Origin of the sequence: Janthinobacterium sp. 64 (assembly GCF_002813325.1) — a bacterium.
Classification (GTDB): domain Bacteria; phylum Pseudomonadota; class Gammaproteobacteria; order Burkholderiales; family Burkholderiaceae_D; genus Janthinobacterium.
Genome location: NZ_PHUG01000001.1, coordinates 4,674,731 through 4,693,027, shown reverse-complemented (window position 1 = coordinate 4,693,027; position 18,297 = coordinate 4,674,731). Strand labels below are relative to the sequence as shown.

The 18,297-nt window shown below is 61.8% G+C and carries 21 protein-coding genes; 9 read left to right on the top strand and 12 right to left on the bottom strand.

Annotation, left to right across the window (positions count from 1 at the left end):
- Positions 1-511: 511 nt before the first annotated feature.
- From CLU91_RS20705 to CLU91_RS20670, 8 genes are read right to left on the bottom strand one after another with little or no spacing between them, the layout of a single operon-like run.
- Positions 512-970: a nuclear transport factor 2 family protein gene (locus CLU91_RS20705; protein ID WP_100875632.1), complete on the bottom strand. Its 459-nt coding sequence runs from the start codon at positions 968-970 to the stop codon at positions 512-514.
- Complete coding sequence (locus CLU91_RS20700; protein ID WP_100875631.1) at positions 967-1,734, bottom strand: SDR family NAD(P)-dependent oxidoreductase; 768 nt, start codon at positions 1,732-1,734, stop codon at positions 967-969. The genes CLU91_RS20705 and CLU91_RS20700 overlap by 4 nt, the downstream gene beginning before the upstream one ends.
- Positions 1,731-2,288, bottom strand: a complete 558-nt coding sequence (locus CLU91_RS20695; protein WP_100875630.1) for a DUF3833 domain-containing protein — start codon at positions 2,286-2,288, stop codon at positions 1,731-1,733. Before CLU91_RS20695 ends, CLU91_RS20700 begins: the two co-directional genes overlap by 4 nt.
- Positions 2,276-3,556, bottom strand: a complete 1,281-nt coding sequence (locus tag CLU91_RS20690) for an MFS transporter (RefSeq protein WP_100875629.1) — start codon at positions 3,554-3,556, stop codon at positions 2,276-2,278. Before CLU91_RS20690 ends, CLU91_RS20695 begins: the two co-directional genes overlap by 13 nt.
- Positions 3,553-4,101, bottom strand: coding sequence for a chalcone isomerase family protein (locus tag CLU91_RS20685; RefSeq protein ID WP_100875628.1), 549 nt, complete (start codon positions 4,099-4,101; stop codon positions 3,553-3,555). The genes CLU91_RS20690 and CLU91_RS20685 overlap by 4 nt, the downstream gene beginning before the upstream one ends.
- A gap of 2 nt (positions 4,102-4,103) precedes the next feature.
- On the bottom strand, positions 4,104-5,339 hold the full coding sequence (locus tag CLU91_RS20680; protein ID WP_442906576.1) for a class I SAM-dependent methyltransferase: 1,236 nt from the start codon (positions 5,337-5,339) through the stop codon (positions 4,104-4,106).
- On the bottom strand, positions 5,336-6,133 hold the full coding sequence (locus CLU91_RS20675; protein WP_100875627.1) for a DUF1365 domain-containing protein: 798 nt from the start codon (positions 6,131-6,133) through the stop codon (positions 5,336-5,338). The genes CLU91_RS20680 and CLU91_RS20675 overlap by 4 nt, the downstream gene beginning before the upstream one ends.
- Positions 6,123-7,433 carry an NAD(P)/FAD-dependent oxidoreductase gene (locus tag CLU91_RS20670; RefSeq protein ID WP_100875626.1) on the bottom strand — a complete coding sequence of 437 codons (1,311 nt, stop codon included), beginning with the start codon at positions 7,431-7,433 and terminating at the stop codon, positions 6,123-6,125. Before CLU91_RS20670 ends, CLU91_RS20675 begins: the two co-directional genes overlap by 11 nt.
- A gap of 164 nt (positions 7,434-7,597) precedes the next feature.
- On the opposite strand from CLU91_RS20670, the gene CLU91_RS20665 reads away from it, so the two are divergent.
- From CLU91_RS20665 to CLU91_RS27950, 7 genes are all read left to right on the top strand, one after another.
- Positions 7,598-8,578: a MerR family transcriptional regulator gene (locus tag CLU91_RS20665; protein WP_232730818.1), complete on the top strand. Its 981-nt coding sequence runs from the start codon at positions 7,598-7,600 to the stop codon at positions 8,576-8,578.
- Between the two features lie 164 nt (positions 8,579-8,742).
- Positions 8,743-9,801, top strand: coding sequence for a signal recognition particle-docking protein FtsY (gene ftsY, locus CLU91_RS20660; protein WP_100875624.1), 1,059 nt, complete (start codon positions 8,743-8,745; stop codon positions 9,799-9,801).
- Positions 9,802-9,809: 8 nt separating this feature from the next.
- Entirely contained in the window at positions 9,810-10,553 is a 744-nt protein-coding gene (locus CLU91_RS20655) for a cell division ATP-binding protein FtsE (protein WP_100875623.1), read from the top strand.
- Positions 10,550-11,470 (top strand): permease-like cell division protein FtsX, encoded by a 921-nt coding sequence (gene ftsX / locus CLU91_RS20650; RefSeq protein WP_100875622.1) that lies wholly within the window; start codon positions 10,550-10,552, stop codon positions 11,468-11,470. Before CLU91_RS20655 ends, ftsX begins: the two co-directional genes overlap by 4 nt.
- Positions 11,471-11,865: 395 nt before the next feature.
- Positions 11,866-12,759, top strand: coding sequence for an RNA polymerase sigma factor RpoH (gene rpoH / locus CLU91_RS20645; protein ID WP_034784924.1), 894 nt, complete (start codon positions 11,866-11,868; stop codon positions 12,757-12,759).
- 86 nt (positions 12,760-12,845) lie between these two features.
- On the top strand, positions 12,846-13,508 hold the full coding sequence (locus CLU91_RS20640; protein ID WP_100875621.1) for a hypothetical protein: 663 nt from the start codon (positions 12,846-12,848) through the stop codon (positions 13,506-13,508).
- Positions 13,505-13,807, top strand: coding sequence for a hypothetical protein (locus CLU91_RS27950; RefSeq protein WP_157814749.1), 303 nt, complete (start codon positions 13,505-13,507; stop codon positions 13,805-13,807). Before CLU91_RS20640 ends, CLU91_RS27950 begins: the two co-directional genes overlap by 4 nt.
- A 28-nt stretch (positions 13,808-13,835) precedes the next feature.
- Here the strand turns inward: CLU91_RS27950 and CLU91_RS20635 are convergent, their stop codons facing one another.
- Positions 13,836-14,099, bottom strand: coding sequence for a hypothetical protein (locus CLU91_RS20635; protein WP_100875620.1), 264 nt, complete (start codon positions 14,097-14,099; stop codon positions 13,836-13,838).
- Between the two features lie 177 nt (positions 14,100-14,276).
- Between CLU91_RS20635 and CLU91_RS20630 the strand changes: the two genes are divergently transcribed.
- On the top strand, positions 14,277-14,729 hold the full coding sequence (locus CLU91_RS20630; RefSeq protein ID WP_100875619.1) for a hypothetical protein: 453 nt from the start codon (positions 14,277-14,279) through the stop codon (positions 14,727-14,729).
- A gap of 167 nt (positions 14,730-14,896) precedes the next feature.
- A complete protein-coding gene (locus tag CLU91_RS20625) occupies positions 14,897-16,549 on the top strand; it encodes a patatin-like phospholipase family protein (RefSeq protein ID WP_100875618.1) in 1,653 nt (550 codons plus the stop codon).
- Positions 16,550-16,619: 70 nt separating this feature from the next.
- On the opposite strand, the gene CLU91_RS20620 is transcribed toward CLU91_RS20625, so the two are convergent.
- The 3 genes from CLU91_RS20620 to CLU91_RS20610 all read right to left on the bottom strand — a co-directional run bounded on the left by CLU91_RS20620 (position 16,620) and on the right by CLU91_RS20610 (position 18,242).
- A complete protein-coding gene (locus CLU91_RS20620) occupies positions 16,620-16,838 on the bottom strand; it encodes a hypothetical protein (protein WP_010394888.1) in 219 nt (72 codons plus the stop codon).
- 80 nt (positions 16,839-16,918) lie between these two features.
- The gene (locus CLU91_RS20615; RefSeq protein ID WP_035824768.1) at positions 16,919-17,500 is read right to left on the bottom strand and encodes a TerD family protein; all 582 of its coding nucleotides are present in this window, start codon (positions 17,498-17,500) and stop codon (positions 16,919-16,921) included.
- A gap of 34 nt (positions 17,501-17,534) precedes the next feature.
- A complete protein-coding gene (locus CLU91_RS20610) occupies positions 17,535-18,242 on the bottom strand; it encodes a TIGR00266 family protein (protein WP_100875617.1) in 708 nt (235 codons plus the stop codon).
- Positions 18,243-18,297: the final 55 nt, after the last annotated feature.

Below are 18,297 nucleotides of genomic sequence, written 5' to 3'. Positions count from 1 at the left end.
GCTTTACCCATCATTTGCCCTCCAAGACTTACGCGACAAAGCGCACAATTTGTCAGGCGATAATGGATAAACGGAACGAAGCATACACGGCATCGCCAATGTTTGCTGCCGGATGCCCAAAAACGGGAAATAATGCGCCCTGTTTTGGTGCGGCGCCGCATTATTCAGGGGCGTAGGCGCCAATTCACGCGTCGGCGTAGGCGCCCAAAAAATAGCCAGAGTAACAATGAAATTACTGACTTTACGGTAATTTAAATTGCTCACATATACATGTTTTCCACGTTTACCAGCGCATGCGCCAGCGACCCGCCAGGAACGCATGAGGACGACTCTTGCTTGCAAATTGCGCATCAATTGAAACAATTTCTTACAATGTTGCCTTCTCAATATTTTGACAAATTTGTGTCAAAAAAACGACACATTGACCGAAATCAAGTTTTTCTGCGCCCGATTTCACACAATTTACTTTTTCTTTTTTTGTTTTTTTGCTTAGAACCATCAAGAAACAAGCTTAACGCCGGCTTGCGCGCCGGAGCAGGCGCATGAAACCGCCCAGCAGAGGGAGTTTTTCATACAATTCTTCCGCCGCATCCCAGTAATCGCGGTGCAAGACCACCCGTCCCTGCGCATCGAAGCGCACATGAGTGGCGCCACGAATACACTGTTCGCCAGATACCAGACGTTTCATGCAGAAACGAAACTCCCACGTCAGGAACGCTTGCGTCCCCTGCCCCAGGCTTTCCAGCACGACAAACCGCGGCGCATCGACTTGCACGAACATATGCTCGAAGATGGCCAGGATGGCGGCATGCCCCTGCACCTCGTTGAACGGATCCTTGAAATGGGCATCCGGCGCGTACACGGCGCCCAGTTGCGCCAGGTTGTCGATGCGCAGGTGCTCGTAAAACGCCACCAGGCGCGCCAGCGCCTCCTCCAAACGTTCCGTCGTGTCCGGCATGCTTGTATTCATACGCCCGTCACCTTGCGGATCAGCCAGAAATAGGCGCGGTACGGCAACAGCCGCGCCAGGCGCAGGGTATTCGTAAAGCGCTTGGGAAAGTGGATGTGGAACTGCCCCCGCTCGATGCCGTCGAGCATGGCGGCGGCCGCGTCGTGCGCCGTCATCAGGGCCGGCATGGTGAAATCATTGTCCGCCGTCAGCGGCGTGGCGACGAAGCCGGGATTGATTTGATACACATCAATGCCACGCCCATGCAAATCCAGGTACAGCGACTCCGTCAGGTTGATCAGCGCCGCCTTGCTGGCGCCATACGCCAGCGCCTTGGGCAAGCCGCCATAACCGGCCACCGAGGCGACGATGCCGACGCCGCCGCTGCCCTGGCGCAACAGCCACGGCAAGGCCTGCTCCAGGCAATTGAAGACGCCGCCCACATTCAGGGCCAGCAAGCCCTGCGCCGCCTCCAGATCGAAACTATCGGCGCGCATGGCCTGATAGCCGCCAGCGACCACCAGTATCAGGTCGATATGCGTCCACTGCTGCTGCAATTGCGCGCAGACGGCGCGCAGCTGCGCGGGCTCGGTGATATCGAGCGGCAGGGCCTGCGCCAGCGGTTGGCCCTCGCACAACCGTTCGAGACTGGCGCGGTGGCGGGCCGACAGGGCTACGCACGCGCCCTGCTCCAGCAACAAGGTGGCGCACGCGGCGCCGATGCCGCTGGAAGCGCCGATGATCCACACGCGCTTGCCAGCCCAGCTGGTAATCTTGCGATTCATGGGGCCGCCTGTGGACGTTTGCTGAACGATAAAGTGACGGCGCCCAGGCTGAAGCCGAATTTGCTCATGGCGGCGCGGTTCAGCATGATCTTGTCGTCCATCAGGAACATCCAGTCTTCGAAATCGACGTGGTAGACCGTGCCATCGACAGGCAGCGCCAGCACGTATTGCCAGCGCAAGGCATTGCCGGCCACTTCGCCGACGGCCTCGCCGATCACGTCGGGCGCCGTGCCGATGAAGCGCCCGGGCGCCGTCTTGCGCAAGGTCCACACGCGGCGTTGTTTGCTGCCGTCCGAATACGTGAAATCCTCGTCCAAGGTGCCAATCTCGCCCGCCCAGCTGGCCCGCATCACCACCGTGAAGCGCTTGACCACCTTGCCCGAGCGGTCCTGGAAGATGCCGTGGGCATCGAGCGTGCCATTGAAGTACTGCTGCAGGTCGAGTTTTGGCAATTCCTGCGCGTACGTGGCCGGGGTGGGCGGCGTGGAACAGGCGGCCAGCGCCAGCAGCAAGGCTGCCAGGGCGCCGCGTCTGCAATATGTCATGAGGCGCATATGCGGGTCTCCGAAGGTTGTGTATATATATGTTGCAGGGGCGCGCGCCATAGCAGCAGCGCGGCCAGCAGTTTCAGGGCGCAGGGCAGCAAGGCGTAAGCGACAGACAGGGCCGGCAAGCCTTTGTTGCTACCCGGCACATAGCCGAGCCAGGCCAGCAGGGGCAAGGCGATGCCGGCCGCCAGTGCAAGGCTCATTTGCACGCCCCAGTTCCACCAGCCGAAATACGCCGCTTCGTGCCGCCCGGCATGGCCGGCCGCGCCGATCAGCCCTGCCAGCAGGGCCGGCGGCAAGGCCAGATCGGCACCCAGCGCCAGACCCGACAGCAGGCAGATGCTGGCAAAGCCCCAGGCGGCGCCGGCGCCCAGGCCATACGCCCAGACAAACACGCCAGCTGCCAGCAGCATGGCGCCGCCCCAGGCGCGCGCCTCGCCAAAACGGCGCGCCAGCGCCACCCACGCGGGCATCGAGGCGGCCGCCGCGCAAAAATAGACGATCAGGAACGGACCGGCGTAATGCCCCAGGCGCAGATAATCGCCGGCAAAGAACAGGAACAGGGTGGCGGGGATGGCGGCCGCCACGCCATTGACGAGCAGGACGGCAAACAGCCAGCGGAACGCGCGCTGGCGCAATGGAAGGCGCCAGGCGCCAGCGGGCAACGCATCCGTGCCTTGGCGTAAAACCGGACGCGGCGCGCGCGCCAGCAGCAGCGCGCCCGTCGCCAGCAGGCACACGGCAAAGGCCAGCGACAAGCCGTCATAGCCGAGCACGGAGGTCAGCCCTGCCGCCAGGATCACGCCGAGCAAGCCGCAGCCTTCGCGCACGGCCGTCACCCGCGCCCGCTGCGTGGACGCCTGGCTCAGCGCCGCGCCCCAGCTCTGGTGCGCAATGCCGGCCAGGCCATAGGCGGTGTAGACGAGCAGCAAGGCCGCCAGGAACCAGGCCAGGCTTGCCCCATGCGACAGGGACGGCGGATGGAACAGGGCGCCAAAGCCCAGCAGCAGCAAGGGCAGCGCGGCGCCGACATAGACGGCATAGCTGCGCCGGCCATGCGCCATCCAGGCGCCGAGGGCCGGATCGATGAAGGCGGCGGCGATGCGGGCCGCCAGCAGCACGGCACCGATCTGCGCCAGGTCAAGGCTGCTGCGCTGCGCATAAAATGGCGCCACATATATATAGATGGGCAGCGCCAGCATGGCCAGCGGCAAGCCGAACAGGCCATAACTGAACAAGGCAGGCAAAGTCACAGCGCTGGCCCCGCTACTCATGGCAGTGGCGCCGCACTCTGCAGCAAGGCCGCGCGCAGCTTCGGCGCCGTGGTCGACGGCGAGAGCCAGATGGCGAAAAAGGCGCGCGCAAAGTCGCCGTCGCTCACGTCGGCCAGCACCTTGCCATCGAGATAGAAGCGCACGCCGGGCGCGATGCCGGCCCGGTAGGCGCCCGCGATGCGCTGGTCTTCCTTGACGTCAGGAAAAATGCGCTGCATGGTGGCCAGCCAGGCCAGACGCTGCTCCGGCGTGCCGGCGCCGATTTTCTGCATCTGTTCATAACTGGCTTCGGCGATCTTCTTGCCGTCAAGCGCGCGCGCATAGCGCAGTTCCAGCACGAACGGCGCCGTCTCGGACGCGGCGCCCTGGTAACCGTTCGCGCCCACCCAGAGTTGCGCGCGATAAATACGCATGCCGAACCACGTGTATTCGCCCTCGCCCGCCAGGCGGGCTTCGGGCACATCGGCGGCGACAAAGGCAGGCGGCGCTGCCATCGCAGCGGACATGGTCAAGGACAGCACGACAGTGGCAAGCAGGCGGCGCATGGTCAGTCCTTGATCAGGGTAAATTGCATCACGTCCGTGTTGTGCGCCTGGAAGGCCGCCTCGCAATACGCCAGGTAAAACTCCCAGGTCAGCAGGAAACGGCCATCGAAAGCCTGCTTTTCCAGCGCCGCGCGCTGGGCCAGGAAGCTGGCGCGCCACTGGCGCAGGGTTTGCGCGTAATCGAGGCCAAAGCTGAAGGCGTCTTCCACGCGCAAGCCCTGCGCCTCGGCGGCGCGGCGAAACTCGGCCGGCGACGGCAGCATGCCGCCCGGGAAAATATACTGTTGAATGAAATCCGTGCTCTTGCTGTAGCGCTGGAACAGTTCGTCGGCGATGACGATGGTCTGGATGCAAGCGCGTCCGCCCGGTTTCAGGTTGCGCGCCACGCACTCAAAATAGCCGGGCCAGTAGCTTTGCCCCACGGCTTCGAACATTTCGATCGAGGCGATGGCGTCGTACTGGCCGGCACTGTCGCGGTAATCGCACAGTTGCAAATCGGCCTGCCCCGCCAGCCCCGCATCGTGCAGCCGCTGGCGCGCGTACGCCAGCTGTTCGGTCGACAAGGTCAGGCCCGTCACGTGGGCGCCGTGGTCGCGCGCCGCCGTTTCTGCAAAGCCGCCCCAGCCACAGCCGATTTCCAGCACCCTGGCGTCTGGCTGCAGTTGCAGTTGATTGGCGATGCGCGCGTATTTCGCGCCCTGCGCCTGCTCCAGGCTGGCTCCTTCGGTAAACAGCGCGCTCGAATACGTCATCGATGGGTCCAGCCACAGCTGATAAAAGGCGTTGCCGATGTCGTAATGGGCGTGGATATTCTTCTTGCTGCCGGCGCGCGAATTGCGGTTGAGCAAATGCCGCAGCTTGTAGACGAGGTTGCCCCACCAGTTGCCGTAGATCAGCGACTCAATCTGCGCGCGGTTGCGTATCATCAATTCGATCAAAGCCGGCAAATTGTCCGTGCGCCAGTCGCCGGCGATGAACGTTTCCGCAAAGCCGATGTCGCCCGAACGCAGCACGGCCGAGCACAGCCGCCAGTTGTGCAAGTCCAGGGTGACGGGATGGCTGCCGTCGCCGTACAGCAAGATACTGCCGTCAGGCGTGCGCAGGCGCAGAGCGCCATGCTGCAATTTTTCCAGCATGCGCAGAATCATGCGCGCGGAAGCGGGCACGTCCAGGTGCGTGTGGTCGGGACGGACGCTGGCGCGCGCCTGCAGGCCGGTCGGCAGGGAATCGGAGCTCATCGGGACACCTTTTCTTGTGGAGGGTGGGGTTTGCTGAAAAACGGCACGCGGCGCAGCCACAGGCGCAAGGCTTGCCAATGGATGCGCGCCATCACGCCGAACGTCATCAGGGGGTAGCGCAGCAAGGCCCAGGCGATGACGCCATCGCGCAGCGGCTGCGCCGCGCCGGACAAGCTCGTCTGCAGAATCGGACCGTCGAGGTCGTCATAATCGACACGGGCAAGGTGGCGCTCGCTATCCTTGTCCTGGTTGCGCAGGAAACGGAAACGGTACTGCCCTTCCACCTTGCAAAACGGCGACACATGGAAAATCTTCTTGGCACGCAACTCGCTGCCATAGGCGATGGCGCCGCCCTGCTCAAGCAAGTACAGATGGCGCTCGCCAAAGGTATTGCGCACATCGCAGACCACGGCGCGCAGCGCGCCATCCGGCCGGTGGCAAAACCAGAAACTGACGGGGTTGAAGACATAGCCGCACAGGCGCGGCATGGTTTGCAGCCAGATTTCGCCACCCGCATCCGTCACTCCATGCTGGTGCAAGAGGCCGTCGATCCAGTCCAGCAGCGGCGTCGCGCCATCGCCATGGTCGCTGTCGCGGAAGGACAGCACATTGGCGCCATTGCGCGAGATCAAGCTGGCAGGAAAATCGTGCGCGCCCAGGCTGCGCAGGGGCAGACGCAGATAAAACATGCCGTAACTAAAAGCATGCGCACGCGGGCGCAGCCGCGCATGGCGCACCCGTCCCAGGCACAGCTGGGACTGCGGCGGCACGGGCGGCGATGGCTCACGCGGCATGGCCGAGCTCCGCCGACGCCATGCCATTGAGCGCTTGCGCCACGGCCAGGCCCGACTTCAAGCCATCTTCATGGAAACCATAGCCCGTCCAGGCGCCCGCGAACCACGTGTGCTGCGCGCCCTGGAAACCGGCCAGGCGCGCCTGGGCGGCAATGGCCGCGCCATCGAACACGGGGTGGGCATACGAAAATTCGTCGAGGATGGACGCCGGGTCCGGTTCGTCGAGCGGATTGAGCGAAACGATGACGGGCGTGCTGAACGGCAAGGGTTGCAGCTGGTTCAGCAAGTAATGCACGCACACTTGCGGCGCCTCGCCTTGCGCAGCCGGCCGGCCCTGGTAATTCCAGGCCGACCAGGCACGGCGGCGCTGCGGCAGGCACGAGGCATCCGTATGCAGCACAGCCCGGTTCGGCTGGTAGCGCACGGCTTCGAGCACAGAGCGCTCGTCGTCGCGGATATCGGCCAGCAGGGCCAGCGACTGGTCGCTGTGGCAAGCGAGCACCACGTGATCGACATGCTCGACGCCGGCGGCCGTATGCAGCTCGACCATGCGCGCGCCATCGTGCGGCTGGCGGCGCACGGCCAGCACGGGGCAAGCCAGGCGCTGTTGCGGGATGCCTGCCAGCAGTTTTTCCACGTACACGCGCGATCCGCCCCGCACCGTGCGCCATTGCGGCCGGTCGCTCACTTGCAGCAAGCCATGGTTGTGGCAGAAACGGATAAAAGTGGCCAAGGGAAAGGCCAGCATCTGGCGCGCCGGGCACGACCAGATGCAGGCGGCCATCGGCAGCAGATACCAGTGGCGAAATTCCTCGCCATAGCCGTGCAGGTCAAGGAATTCGCCGAGCGACAGAGCTGGCGCCGGCACGCTGGCCGTCGCCAGGGCGCTGGCCTGGCGGTTGAAGCGCAGAATATCGCGCAGCATGCGCAGAAAGGCGGGGCGCAGCAGGTTGCTGCGCTGGGTAAACACGGTATCGAAATTGGCGCCCGCCCATTCCAGCACGCGCGCATCGGACGCCGTGCCCAGCGGCATTTTGACGGAAAACGACATGTCGCTGTCGGCCGCCTCGACACCGAGTTCATCAAACAGTTGCACCAGGTTCGGGTACGTGGCGTGGTTGAACACGAGAAAACCCGTGTCGACGCCATGCGTGACGCCATCGAGCGTGACGTCGACCGTATGGCTGTGGCCGCCAAAATAGTCGCCCGCCTCATACAAGGTCACGTCCTGGCCCGCTTGCGCCAGGCGATAGGCACACGACAATCCTGCAATTCCTGCTCCGACGACGGCAATTTTCATGAGTACACCTGTGTTAAGTTTGTCCAGGACAAATAAGCCCCATGGATAATCGATGAAATATTGATTTATGTCAATGAGCGCTCTCGGCCGTTAAAAACTTATACGCTGGCAATTTCCAATCGGATTCAGCTATTTGGTATGGGGCGGCGGAAGGCGTAAAATGCATGCCACGTTCTTCCGCAAGCGAGCAAAGCCACCCTGGTATGGATACTGACCTGCAACCCACTTCCGCCTTCAGCATCAGCGATGTCGAACGCGATACCGGACTGGCCAAGGAAACCTTGCGCGTATGGGAGCGCCGCTACGCGTTTCCCCAGCCCCAGCGCGACGCCTTTGGCGAACGCAGCTACCCGGCCGAGCAAGTGCAGAAGTTGCGCGTGGTCAAGCGCCTGCTGGACCTCGGATTTCGTCCGGGAAAAATCATGCAGCACAGCACCGTGCAATTGCAGCAGCTGGCCAGCGCCGGCAACGCGGCGCCGTCCACGTCCGCACCCCAGCTCGAACACTACTTGTCCCTGTGCCGTGGCCACCAGATGGCGGAACTGGGCGACGCGCTGCGCCAGGCGCTGGCCGTGCTGGGCTTGAAAAACTTCACCATCGACGTCATCGCCCCCCTCACGGGCATGGTGGGCGAAGCGTGGGCTTGCGGCGAGCTGGCCGTGTATGAAGAACATCTGTATAGCGAAACCTTGCAGACGGTGATGCGCCACGCCATCTTTTCCCTGCCACAAGCAAGCAGCCCGTCGACGCGCTCGCCGCGCATCGTCCTCAGCACCTTGCCGCAGGAGCGTCATGGCCTGGGGCTGCTGATGGCCGAGGCGCTGTGCGCGGCGGCCGGCGCCCATTGCATGTCACTGGGCGTGGAAACGCCGCTGACGGATATCGTCGCGGCCGCCCGCGCGCAGCGGGCCGATATCGTGGCGCTATCGTTTTCCAGCGCCAGCAAGCAACGACAGACGCGAGACAGCTTGCAACAGTTGCATGCAAGCTTGCCACCAAGCATGGAATTGTGGGCTGGCGGGCGCAGTCCAGTCCTATACAAGCAGCCGCCAGCCTTTTTGCATGTACTGGACTTGCGGCAAGTCGACCAAAGCATCGCCGACTGGCGCCGCCGCCATCAGGCGCAGGCCCTGCAAACCCACTGATCCGGCTGGAAAGCGCGGCAATTGCGGCGATCTCCGTGGATAGCCGCGCAATGTTGCCAATCGAACAGTAAAGCATGAAGGGCCGGGCGCGCTCTGGTAGAATAGCCCGTAACACAGTGTCCGGCGCCGCCGGGCCTTAGGTCAGCACCCGCCACCACACATCCATGTTTAGTTTCTTCAAGAAAAAACCCACCGCTCCCGAGGCTGCGCCAGCCGAGCCCCTCGTCCTTCCCGCCGCCACGCCGCCTGCACCGCAGCCTGCCGCTATGCCCCTGAGCGGCGCGCCGGCCGAGCTCGTGCCCGTGATCGTGGCCGCCGAACCCGAGAAAAAATCGTGGATGACGCGCCTGAAGGCCGGCCTGTCGAAAACCTCGAATACTTTATCCGTGCTGTTCGTCGGCGCGAAGATCGACGAGGCCCTGTACGAAGAGCTGGAGGCGGCGCTGCTGATGTCCGACGCGGGCATCGACGCCACCGAATTCCTGCTCACGGAATTGAAGAAGAAGGTCAAGGAAGACAAGCTGCTCGACGCCGCCGCCGTCAAGGCCGCGCTCAAGGTGCTGCTGATCGAGCTGCTCTCGCCACTGGAAAAACGCTTCGAGCTGGGCCGCCACAAGCCGCTGGTGATGATGATTTCCGGCGTGAATGGCGCCGGCAAGACTACCACCATCGGCAAGCTGGCCAAGCACATGCAGTCGAACAATCAGTCGGTCTTGCTGGCTGCGGGCGACACCTTCCGCGCCGCCGCGCGCGAGCAATTGATGGTCTGGGGCGAGCGCAACAACGTCACCGTGATTTCACAAGAATCGGGCGACCCGGCCGCCGTGGCCTACGACTCCGTGCAATCGGCAAAAGCGCGCGGCATCGACGTGGTGATGGTCGACACGGCGGGCCGCTTGCCGACGCAGCTGCACCTGATGGAAGAATTAAAGAAAATCAAGCGCGTGATCGGCAAGGGCATGGAGGGCGCACCGCATGAAACCCTGCTCGTCATCGACGGCAACACGGGCCAGAACGCCCTCACGCAAGTAAAAGCGTTTGACGATGCGCTGCAGTTGAGCGGCCTGGTGATCACCAAGCTCGATGGTACCGCCAAGGGCGGCGTGCTGGCGGCGATTGCCCGCGTACGCCCCGTACCCGTGTATTTCATCGGCATCGGTGAGAAAATTGAAGACTTGCAGCCTTTCGTGGCTGCCGAATTTGTCGAAGCGCTGCTCGGATAAGCCTATACATGATTGAATTTCAGCACGTCTCCAAGCAATACTCCCCCGATGCCGTGGCGCTCAGCGACATTTCGCTCAGTATTGCCAAGGGCGAGCTGGTCTTTCTGGCCGGCCCGTCCGGCGCCGGCAAGTCCACCCTGCTGAAAATGATCGCCGCCATGGAGCGCCCCAGCTCGGGCAAGCTGATCGTCAACGGCCAGGACATGGCAAAAATCAAGCCGGCCGGCGTGCCATTTCTGCGCCGCAACATGGGTCTGATCTTCCAGCAGCAAAAGTTATTGAACGACCGCTCGATCCTGGCCAACGTCATGCTGCCGCTGCTCGTCGTCGGCGCGCATAAAGTTGCCGCCGAGCAGCGCGCACGCGCCGCGCTCGACAAAGTGGGATTGCTGGACCGCGCCCTGGCGCGACCGCTGTCGCTGTCGGGCGGCGAACAGCAGCGCGTATCGATCGCGCGCGCCATCGTCAACCGGCCGCAGATCATCCTGGCCGACGAACCGACGGCCAACCTGGACCGCGCCAGCGCCAACAAGGTGCTCGACGCCCTGAAAGCGTTTCACTCGGTGGGCGTGACTTGCCTCATTTCCAGCCATGACGAACAGATGCTCGACGCCGCCGCCCGCGTGATCCACCTGAAAAACGGCCAGTTGGTCGCCATCGACAAAGCCACGCAGGCGCCCGTCTTCGCGCCGCCCGATCCCGATTTTGCGCCATCGCCCGATCAGGACGACGCGCAGGGAGAACAGCCATGAGAGGCTGGTTCCGTCAACACCGCTTCGCGCTCGGTTCGGCGCTGATCCATTTGCGCAAGTCGCCAGGCGGCTTCCTGTTGAACGTGCTCGTCGTCGCCATCGCCCTGTCGCTGCCGTTCGCCGGCTTGACCATGCTCGACAATGTGCGGCCCATGTCGGAACAGATGTCGGTCGACCCGGAAATCAGCGTTTTCCTGAAGATCGACACGCCGCGCGAGCAAGCCGTGGCCCTGGCCAGTTCCATGCGCAAGATCGTCGGCGCACAAAAGGCGAAGATCGTCTTCATTGCGCGTGAACAGGCGCTCGACACCCTGAAAAACAAGAACGGCCTGGCCGACGTGCTCAGCACACTGGGCGACAATCCCTTGCCCGACAGTTATGTGCTGAAACTCGACGCCTTCAGCAGCGCCAGCGAAGCGCAGGACGTCGATGCGGTGGCGGAACAGCTGCGCCACTTGCCAGGCGTGGAATCGGCGCAAGTCGATTCGGCCTGGGTCAAGCGCCTGGCGGCCCTGCTGGGCGTGCTGCGCCTGGTGCTGCTGCTGCTGGCCATTACTTTGGGCGTGGCCGTCATCGCCGTGGTCTTCAACACCATTCGCCTGCAGGTAATGCAGCAGCGCGATGAAATCAGCATCTCCAAACTGATCGGCGCCACGGACACCTTCATCCACCGCCCCTTCTATTACACGGGCGCCCTGCTGGGCCTGTGCGCCGGTGCGCTGGCCCTGGGCGCCGTGGCGCTGGCCTTGCAGCCGCTCAATACCGCGATTGCCGAATTTGCCCGCCTGTATGCGTCCGAATTCCAGCTCGTGCCGCTGGCGCCGCTGCCGATGGCCGGCTTGCTGGCCGTCAGCGCCGGCCTGGGCCTGATCGGCGCCTTCCTCTGCGTGCAGCGCCACCTGGCGCGCCTGAACTGAGCTTGCCTCCCATGGCGGCGCCTGCGGTGCCGCCATGCGCCTCACCTTCCCCATCTGCTGTTATCTTGATATTTAGCAAGTATTCTTAAGGTTCGCTTCAGCCAGAGGCCGTAGACTAATACGTGTTCAAATCACTGTTCAGAGATATATATCAAGCATTAAATCGTCATAGTATTTAGGCTATCAGGACGATTAAATGTGCTGATTGGCACTCTCAAGCAGAGAGTGCTAATATAGGGACATACCAACAGCAGAACCGCCATGGACGCCAGATGAAGATGGTGCCGCGATCTGCAAGTGCAAGACCGCATACGCAAAACGAACAGATAATCGGGCCATGTCGCGTGACATGGCCAACTGGAACAAAGCAAGACTACGAGGGAGAAAACATGACTATGATGTCCGCAACATCCGCATTGGTTCCGACCAAAAGTAATGCGCTGGGCCTCGGGTTCACTGGCAATCTGGGCAATATTGACGCCTATATCTCGGCCGTGAACCGCCTGCCCATGTTGACCCACGATGAAGAAATTTCGCTGGCAACACGCTTGCGCGAAAAAAATGACCTGGCCGCCGCGCAAGAACTGGTGCTGTCGCACCTGCGCCTGGTGGTCTCGATTGCCCGCGGCTACCTGGGCTATGGCTTGCCGCACGCCGACCTGATTCAGGAAGGCAATATCGGCTTGATGAAAGCCGTGAAACGTTTCGATCCGGACCAGGGCGTGCGCCTGGTGTCGTACGCCATGCACTGGGTGAAAGCCGAGATGCACGAGTACATCCTGAAAAACTGGCGCCTGGTCAAGGTCGCGACGACGAAGGCGCAGCGCAAGCTGTTCTTCAACCTGCGCAGCCACAAGACGGGCCTCGATGCGATGACGCCGAAGCAGATCGATGCGCTGGCCAAGCTGCTTGACGTGAAGCGCGAAGAAGTGATCGAAATGGAAACGCGCTTGAGCGGCCGCGACATCGCCCTGGAATCGCCGACCGACGATGAAGACGACAAGTTTTCGCCGATCGCCTACCTGTCGTCGGAGCAAAGCGAACCGACCAAGGTGCTGGAAGCGGAACAAGTGACGCGTTTGCAATCGGAAGGCCTGGAAACGGCCTTGAGCAAGCTCGACGCCCGTTCGCGCCGCATCATCGAAGCACGCTGGCTGGCCAACGACGACGGCTCCGGCGCCACCCTGCACGCGCTGGCAGAAGAGTTCGGCGTATCGGCCGAGCGCATCCGCCAGATCGAAGTGGCGGCGCTGAAAAAAATGAAGGGCGCCCTGGCGGCGTATGTCTGAGCGGCGTCCGCCGTCTCAATCTCAAAATGCCGCTGCATACAAGACGCGGCATTTTTTTATGAACGCTTTGCTCCAGGGGCGTGACGATGAGCAAGCGAGATGCACTTACCGCAGCATTATTTAATTGCCAAGTGAAAGTCCTGCACGAGAGCACGGCAACTCAATTCCTGTTAAATGGACATGTGCTCGATACTGCTGCGTTTGCCAAACTGACCGGAGCGCCCGACGGCAGCTACATGCTGCCCGTCATCACGCCAGGCGGCGATCTTGAAATCGAAGTTGCCCATGACGCTATTATTGAAACGATGCAACGGACGGTACAGCAAGGCGCAAACGGCTTTCAGCTTGTCAGTAATGATATTTTAGTCATCAAGAAAGAGTTCAGAGGCCTGGGCATCGCCATCCGAAGTTTTGCGATAGAAGCAAGGGAAGCGCAACGCCTGGGTATCGCTAAAATCAAGGCCCTGGCGGCGGGGAAAGTCGGCGACGAATTCAGTGGCTGGTATCTGTGGGTCAGGGCCGGCTTCCAGGCGGACCTGGACGCCGCCGAACGCGCGCTGCTTGCCAGGGAAGCCGCGCCTGCGCTGCGCACGGCCCAGACCTTGCACGACTTGATGCGCACGCAGGAAGGCGTCAACTGGTGGCGCAGCCATGGACGGGGACGCCAAGTCGAGTTTGACCTCGCGCCTGCAAGTGCCCATTGGGATATACTGAATCTGTATCTGGCTGAAAAAGGGGTGATCATATGACTACCACCAAGAAAATCATCAATCTCAATGAGATTCTTCGGCCAAAAACCGATGAAGAGATACAAGCGCGGCTCGCAGACATGCAAACCCGTCGGCCAGCAGGAGCACCGCGCATTGCCGCACTCAGGCGCAACTCACCAGAGCAGTTCAACGTTGCCCTGCCTGGGATGCCGAAGGATGCATTAAAAAAGCGTTTGCTTGATGCCATCAAAAAGTTACCGCCGCGCACGACGGTGACGCCCGGCGGTCTTGCAGCGCTACCTGCCAAGCCCCGTACGAAACGGGCAAAAACCGTTTGATGTACGGGGGTGACGGCCAAACCGTCGCTTAGGCAGCCAGGCCCTTGACGAGGACTTCGGCAACCAATTCATTCAGATCCGCGCCGCGCTCCTTGGCCAGGTTCTGCAATTGCAACACCAGATCGCTGTTCAGCTTGACGGCGAATGGCACCAGGCCCAGGGCCTGATCGCGCTTGCGCTGCTCGCGGCGGTCGACGACCACCGCTTCCTTACCGAATGCACCGGCGCCGGGAACATTCATCTTTCCCATCAGTTTCTTGGCATCGCTTTTGGCCAGGTCGGTTTTTTTCATGGTTGTTTCCTGATTTTCAAAACAGCCATTTTACGCAGTAATCGGCGCGCCGCGTGGCCGGCACGTCAATTCATCGGCAGCACGCCAATAGTGCGCCGGAAAAATATCATTTTGTTACCATCATTTATCCCATGCGTGCACTGGCACGCCCGGGACGCTTTACCTGAAAGGAAAAACATGCCTTACCTGACCCGCTCTTATCGTACCGTGCTGTTGCCCCTGCTCATCGCCTGCCTGGCCGTGCTGGCTGGCTGCGGCGCGGCCGGCAGCGCCGGCGACGCGGAAAACACGCCGCGCAGCGTCACCCACGTGCTCTCGCCGGGAGAACAGGTCGCCATCACGGCCACCGATACCCTGAAACTGGAGCGTGTCAACGACAGCCGCTGCCGCAAGGGCGCCGTGTGCGTGTGGAAAGGCTACGTCAGCTACAGTTTCAGTTTGCTCAACAGCGCGGGCGCCACCGACATCGTCCTGTCCGACTCCATGCCCGGCGCTTCCAGCTCCGTCAGCGTCAACCACCTGACGTTTACTTTGCTCGACGTCGACCCGGCCACGCCGCCGGCCCTGAACGCGGCCGCGCCCGCGTACCGCGTCAAGGTCAAGATTACGCAGGGCGCGCTGGAACGCTAACGCCAGGCATCGTGGTGCTGGCCGCTTTCGGCGGCCGCTGAACGGCGCAGGCAATCGGCATCGCCGCCGCGCTCGGCTACCAGCTGGATAGGTGATTGTTGCCGAGTTTGCTAGAATCGCACACGTTTCCGTCCGTATCCCAACCCCTGACTACGCACAGATCACGCATGCATCCACGCTTGTTCGTCCCATTTGTCCTCGCTGCGCTGCTGAGCGGCTGCACGGTACTCGCCCTGCGTCCCAACAGCGGCGTCGAAAACCGCACGTTTGCCGTGCAGGAAACCCCGCGCCTGCGCATCGACGCGCCCAAGGCGCGCATCCAGAACCCGATGCCCAGCGACCACTTCATCGGCATCGCCTTGTCCGGCGGGGGCAGCCGCGCCGCCAATTTCTCGGCCGCCTCGCTGGAGCAACTGGAAGAGTTCGGCCTCGTCAGCGGCGCCTCGGCCATTTCCGGCGTCTCGGGCGGCGCCATCGCGGGCGGCTACTATGCGCTGCATGGCAAGCAGACGGACTGGCCCTTGCTGCGCAGCAAACTCAAAACGGATTTCTTTGGCCAGACCATCTTGAAACCGGCCAACCTGACGACGATGTTGTTGACGAACAAGACGCGCACCTCCTTCCTGTCCGACGTGTTCGACGATGTGCTGTACGACAAGAAAACCTACCAGGACTTGCCGCACGACGGCCCCATTTTCCTGGCCAACGCAACGGACGCCACCGATGGCGGCAAGCGCGTGGTGTTTTCCTACGAGTATTTTTACGGCACCCTGCATTCGCCGATCCAGGATATCCGCCTGGCCACGGCCGTGGCCACCTCGGCCGCCTTTCCCGGCGTCTTCGATTCCGTCACCTTCGAGCGCTTCCGCCCGAAAAACAGTTTCGTGCCGGAACTCGGTTCCGAATCGCGCGAATCGCCATCGTATGTCCACCTGTTCGACGGCGGCGCGGCCGACAACCTGGGCGTGGAAACCCTGTGGGACGTGGCTCTGACGCAGCTGTACGGCAACGACATGGCCGTCGTGCCGCCGCGCCTGAACAGCAAGCCCTTCATCCTCATTGCCATCGACGCCAACGCGCCCAATTCCAGTGCCGTGTTCGAAAAGATGTCGGACGAGCGCCAGCCGCTGGACCGCATCTTCAACAAGAATATCTACGACGCCGTCGACGCCCTGTTCTCGCGCCAGCGCAAGGAAAACCTCGTCAAGATGGGCTTTGGGCAAGCCCGCTTCGATACCATCACGCATGAAAACTTCGGCGACCTGAGCCAGAAATTCGTCAAGGGCAAGCGCACCTCGGCCTTTGCCATCCCCGTGCTGTGCCGGCCCCATCTGGGCCAGTACCGCTGCGAAGTCGATGCGGCCGATCCCTTGCCGGGCCAGATCCGCACGCGGCTGGAAGGCTTTGCCTGGCATATTTCCATCGACCAGATCGCCTCGCTGGCACTGCGCCTGTCCAGCGGCGATGCGCAAGTCGATGGCGCGCGCAAGGAAGAGCGCGCCGCCCTCGTCAAGCTGCAACGCCTGGCGACGCAAACGAAAACCCATCTGAAGCTGACGGGCCCGGAAAATTGCAGCCCGGACGTCTTGCAATCGGCCCTGTACAGCGCCGCGCGCGTGCTGATCCTCGACGACGAGGAATCGCGCTTCGCCCTGTGCGACTACATGCTGGCGGGCCAGTTGATCAATGACGACACCGTCTGCAAGCAGCGCTACGTGCACGCCGTGCCCCGCTTCGCCATCGAAAGCGAAGACTTGCAGTACCGCAACCTGAGTTCGGACGGTAATTCCGTGAACGTGCCGATACGCTGCAAGAAGTGAGCGCCCACAAAAAAGCCCGCACGATCGCTCGTGCGGGCTTTAGCGCAAGGATTCCTGGCGCCCGGCTGATTTAGATCAACCGACTGCGCCTGCGCATGTAGCTGCGGCTTAACGCACCTTCCAGTTCCTGCTCCGTTTTATGCTGGTTCACCGTGTACAGGGCCCACAGGGCCGCCGGCACCCAGCCGATCACAGTGCACTGCAGAATCAAGGCGGCGGCACCGGCCAGCGGGCGCCCCAGCATGAAAAACGTGAGACACGGAAGTAGCAAGGCTATCAGCAATCGCATCACGACATACTCTCCTTCAAAATAGAGCAGCGGACAAGGGCCGGTATCCGGTCCGTCCCCCGCCCGCTGCGTACTGCTCCTTATAGATGCACGGCGATCTGCGGCATCAAGTCGTCAAACGTGCGACCGTTGCCGTTTTCTCCGATGGCGTGCATCTTCCATTCGCCGTTATGGCGGTACAGCTTGGCCATGATCTGTGCCGTGTGGCTACCTTGCACAGACAGGTTGAAACGCGCAACTTCCTGATTATTGCTGGCATTCAAGATGCGGCAATAGGCGTTTTCCACCTGCGAGAAGTTCTGGCCAGTAAAGCTGTTGACGGTGAAGACCAGGCTTTTCACGTTTGCCGGCACTTTCGACAGATCAACATTGATCTGTTCGTCGTCGCCATCGCCCGCGCCCGTGCGGTTGTCGCCCGTGTGAACGATACTGCCGTCCTTGCTTTTCAGCTGGCGGAACCAGACGATGTCGGACGTGCTCTTGTTCTCATCGAACATGACGCACGAGGCGTCCAGGTCGACGGCTTCCGTCTTCGAACCGAAACCGAGGAAACCCTTGGTCTTGGCCGCATCCCAGCCCAGGCCCATGGTGATACGGGTCAGGGTGGTACCAGCTTCTTTGTCCAGAGAAATCTTCTGGCCTTTGCTCAAATTGACAGACATACGCATAGCTCCTGTTAGGTTGGTTACTGCTTGATTACGCCGGCTTGCTTTGGGTCCAGGCGAGGAAGGCCGCGCGGTTGCGCGAGCACACGAGGATTTTTCCCGTGCCTGAAAATTTCAGTACTACGCCCTCGCCACTGGTCTGGCTATTGATGAAATTGCCCAGAAAGCCGCCGCTGCTGCCGGTCGTCATGGAAATTTCGTATTGCAGGCGGTTATCCCAGCACACGACGTGCGAGTTATCGATCACCACGTCCTTGCCAGGCGTCACTTCCAGTATCGACATCGCGCCAAAACCGGACACCGCCAACTGGCCGCTGCCGGCCGTCTCGGTGATGAAAAAACCACCGCTCTGGGCAAACAGCGCATTGCCAAGGCCTTGCGTGCGCACCTTCAATTCCACGCCAGCACTGGCCGCCACGAAGGCGCCGTCGCTGATCATGTATTGCTGGGTGCCCACCTCATTGCCCACATTAAGCACCCGCATCGCGCCGGGCAAGGTGGGTGACAGCAGACAATCGCCGTCGCCCCGCATGGCCTCGATATGCTGCTGAAAGAACGATTCCCCGTTGGCAAAGGTGCGCATCAGCGCAGCACCTATGCCGCCAGTCATCTTGCCTTTCAACTCAAGATTGGTTTCCATCATCACCATTGCATTGGATTCGCAATAAATCTTCTCGCCCTTGGCAAGCGACACATGCAGGAACGGGTCGACGTCCCCGGTAATAGTAAACACTGGCATCTGACGATTCCTTCCTCAACTCGGTAATGATGGGGGCGGTCCACACTGCGGACCA

Coding starts and splice junctions, on each gene's coding strand:
- CLU91_RS20670 (WP_100875626.1), bottom strand. CDS start 7,433: ATGAAAATTGCCGTCGTCGGAGCAGGAATTGCAGGATTGTCGTGTGCC.
- ftsY (WP_100875624.1), top strand. CDS start 8,743: ATGTTTAGTTTCTTCAAGAAAAAACCCACCGCTCCCGAGGCTGCGCCA.
- CLU91_RS20630 (WP_100875619.1), top strand. CDS start 14,277: ATGCCTTACCTGACCCGCTCTTATCGTACCGTGCTGTTGCCCCTGCTC.
- CLU91_RS20700 (WP_100875631.1), bottom strand. CDS start 1,734: ATGAATCGCAAGATTACCAGCTGGGCTGGCAAGCGCGTGTGGATCATC.
- CLU91_RS20705 (WP_100875632.1), bottom strand. CDS start 970: ATGAATACAAGCATGCCGGACACGACGGAACGTTTGGAGGAGGCGCTG.
- CLU91_RS20680 (WP_442906576.1), bottom strand. CDS start 5,339: ATGAGCTCCGATTCCCTGCCGACCGGCCTGCAGGCGCGCGCCAGCGTC.
- CLU91_RS20610 (WP_100875617.1), bottom strand. CDS start 18,242: ATGCCAGTGTTTACTATTACCGGGGACGTCGACCCGTTCCTGCATGTG.
- CLU91_RS20675 (WP_100875627.1), bottom strand. CDS start 6,133: ATGCCGCGTGAGCCATCGCCGCCCGTGCCGCCGCAGTCCCAGCTGTGC.
- CLU91_RS20690 (WP_100875629.1), bottom strand. CDS start 3,556: ATGAGTAGCGGGGCCAGCGCTGTGACTTTGCCTGCCTTGTTCAGTTAT.
- CLU91_RS20640 (WP_100875621.1), top strand. CDS start 12,846: ATGAGCAAGCGAGATGCACTTACCGCAGCATTATTTAATTGCCAAGTG.
- CLU91_RS20625 (WP_100875618.1), top strand. CDS start 14,897: ATGCATCCACGCTTGTTCGTCCCATTTGTCCTCGCTGCGCTGCTGAGC.
- CLU91_RS20665 (WP_232730818.1), top strand. CDS start 7,598: ATGCCACGTTCTTCCGCAAGCGAGCAAAGCCACCCTGGTATGGATACT.
- CLU91_RS20685 (WP_100875628.1), bottom strand. CDS start 4,101: ATGCGCCGCCTGCTTGCCACTGTCGTGCTGTCCTTGACCATGTCCGCT.
- rpoH (WP_034784924.1), top strand. CDS start 11,866: ATGATGTCCGCAACATCCGCATTGGTTCCGACCAAAAGTAATGCGCTG.
- CLU91_RS20615 (WP_035824768.1), bottom strand. CDS start 17,500: ATGTCTGTCAATTTGAGCAAAGGCCAGAAGATTTCTCTGGACAAAGAA.
- ftsX (WP_100875622.1), top strand. CDS start 10,550: ATGAGAGGCTGGTTCCGTCAACACCGCTTCGCGCTCGGTTCGGCGCTG.
- CLU91_RS20635 (WP_100875620.1), bottom strand. CDS start 14,099: ATGAAAAAAACCGACCTGGCCAAAAGCGATGCCAAGAAACTGATGGGA.
- CLU91_RS27950 (WP_157814749.1), top strand. CDS start 13,505: ATGACTACCACCAAGAAAATCATCAATCTCAATGAGATTCTTCGGCCA.
- CLU91_RS20655 (WP_100875623.1), top strand. CDS start 9,810: ATGATTGAATTTCAGCACGTCTCCAAGCAATACTCCCCCGATGCCGTG.
- CLU91_RS20620 (WP_010394888.1), bottom strand. CDS start 16,838: ATGCGATTGCTGATAGCCTTGCTACTTCCGTGTCTCACGTTTTTCATG.
- CLU91_RS20695 (WP_100875630.1), bottom strand. CDS start 2,288: ATGCGCCTCATGACATATTGCAGACGCGGCGCCCTGGCAGCCTTGCTG.